Raw genomic sequence first — 2,078 nt, forward strand, 5'->3', positions numbered from 1 at the left:
GCGAGGTAGCTCTTATCAGATTGAGAGTTTCGGTACGATCTATGTTACTTATAATCTGCTGGGAAGAGTATTGACGATCGACGGTCGCGAATGTGGTTACAAAGGATGGTTTTCACCACTTTTATCGATCGGCGACATTCCAATTAGTTTGGAAAAGCCAAGATGGTGGGGCGGTGAATCGAAGCGGCTGGCGGTGGGAAATCTGAAGCTAGGATATGGTAAGTGGAACCGAATTGAATCGATCGGCAGTCTGAAAATCGGTTATGGTAAACTTGGCAGAATGACAGAAATTATTACGGCTGGCGATCGGGATTTTACGCACCTAGAGCAAATTGCGTTGACTCTCATTCTCCTTGAAAAAGCAGGAGCATCAACAGCAGACTAGTTCTACCAGCTCGACCTATTTAATCGCATCAAAGTTAGTCATAATATTAGATATAAAACTATCGATCGCCCGCTCAATTATGTATCGCAATCTGATTTTATTTGATGGAGTCTGCAATTTTTGTAATAGTGCAGTCAACATGGTTATCGAGATCGATCGCCACCAGATTTTTAAATTTGCCCCGATTCAGTCCGAATTAGGGCAACAGCTTTATCGTCAGCATGGGTTAGATCCGATCGATATTCAGACATTGATGCTAGTAGATGGCGACAGGGTTTTGACCAAAAGCGATGCAGTTTTAGAAGTACTCTCTCGGCTCGATGGTGGATGGCAATTGCTAGGCTCGTTTACGGCACTGCCAAAACCCCTGCGGGACTGGGCTTATAGTGAATTTGCGCGGCAGCGATTCGCGCTGTTTGGCAAGCGAGATACTTGTATGGTGCCGACTCCAGAATTACGAGAACGATTTATTGGGTAGCAGATTTACTCGTCGAAATGATATGAATATCGACGTTCTTGAGTACGCGGAGAATCTGTTGGGTTAACGAACCTTTCCAGAACATTTGCCAGCGGGATTTTTGACTTTCACCCATGACAATTTGGGTGATCCGATATTGCTGGGCAGCTTGGACGATCGCTTTAATAATGCTATATTCTCTAACTTGGATAAATTCACCGCCAAATTCTTGACAGAGACGTTCGCAAGTATCGATATGTAGGCTTTCAGCTTTGGTCAAAAATCGATCGGGTTCATTGACAAATAAGACATAAAAGCGAGCGTGCATATAGTTAGCCACTCGCGCGCCGCGCCGCAGCAGTTGGATCGAATTGGGATAAGTGGAAATACACACCAAGACGCGTTCGTGAATATTGCAAGAGGCAGGTACGGTTGTATCTCCGTTGGCTTGTTCGGTGCCTTCTTCGATGTTATCGGCGACTTCTCGGAGTGCCAACTCGCGGAGTGCGGCAAGATTCCGCCGTTGGAAGAAGTTATTGAGCGAGCGATCGATCTTGTCAGGAGCGTAGATTTTGCCATCCCGCAGGCGTTCTTGGAGGGTTTCTGGGGTGACATCGACGACGACGACTTCATCTGCCGTGTCCAGAACGCGATCGGGTATGCGTTCGCGGACGACGATACCGGTAAGCTGGGCAACGGTATCGTTCAGGCTTTCGAGATGTTGGATATTTACGGTGGAATAGACGTCGAGTCCCGCCTGGAGAATCTCTTCGACGTCCTGATAGCGTTTTTCGCGATCGGAACCAGGAATATTAGTATGGGCTAGCTCGTCTATTAACACTAATTGGGGCTGGCGAAGAAGGATTGCCGGGACATCCATCTCGGTAAGTGTGACATCTTGCCAGGTAATCTGCTGGCGGGACACTTGTTCTAAACCGATGGCTTTGGCTTTAGTTTCAGCGCGATTGTGGGTTTCGAGCAAGCCGATGACGACATCGATGCCTTCCGTGCGGAGCTGATGTCCTTCTTCCAGCATCCGGTAAGTTTTGCCGACGCCGGGACTCATGCCGATGAAGATTTTATGTTTACCGCGACGATAGATTTGCATGGGTTAGGTTTTAGGCTTTAGGTTTTAGGTTTTAGGCTTTAGGCTTTAGGCAGGAATTAACGCAGATTGTCTAGGGCGAGGTTGAGTTTCAACACATTTACGCCGGGTTCGCCGAAGATGCCGAGGGA

Annotated in this window: 4 protein-coding genes; 2 read left to right on the top strand and 2 right to left on the bottom strand. The window is 47.6% G+C overall.

From position 1 onward, the window contains the following. On the top strand, positions 1 to 385 hold a 385-nt coding region (locus RMO84_RS13440), incomplete at its 5' end, for a hypothetical protein (RefSeq protein ID WP_310488955.1). Between the two features lie 79 nt (positions 386 to 464). After that, positions 465 to 863: a thiol-disulfide oxidoreductase DCC family protein gene (locus RMO84_RS13445; protein ID WP_310488956.1), complete on the top strand. Its 399-nt coding sequence runs from the start codon at positions 465 to 467 to the stop codon at positions 861 to 863. Here RMO84_RS13445 and RMO84_RS13450 read toward each other — a convergent pair. Then, positions 853 to 1,950 (bottom strand): sensor histidine kinase KdpD, encoded by a 1,098-nt coding sequence (locus RMO84_RS13450; RefSeq protein WP_310488957.1) that lies wholly within the window; start codon positions 1,948 to 1,950, stop codon positions 853 to 855. The genes RMO84_RS13445 and RMO84_RS13450 overlap by 11 nt on opposite strands. A 56-nt stretch (positions 1,951 to 2,006) precedes the next feature. Further along, on the bottom strand, positions 2,007 to 2,078 hold a 72-nt coding region (locus RMO84_RS13455), incomplete at its 5' end, for a potassium-transporting ATPase subunit C (RefSeq protein ID WP_310488958.1).

Source organism: Chamaesiphon sp. VAR_69_metabat_338, assembly GCF_031423935.1.
Taxonomy (GTDB): Bacteria; Cyanobacteriota; Cyanobacteriia; order Cyanobacteriales; family Chamaesiphonaceae; genus Chamaesiphon.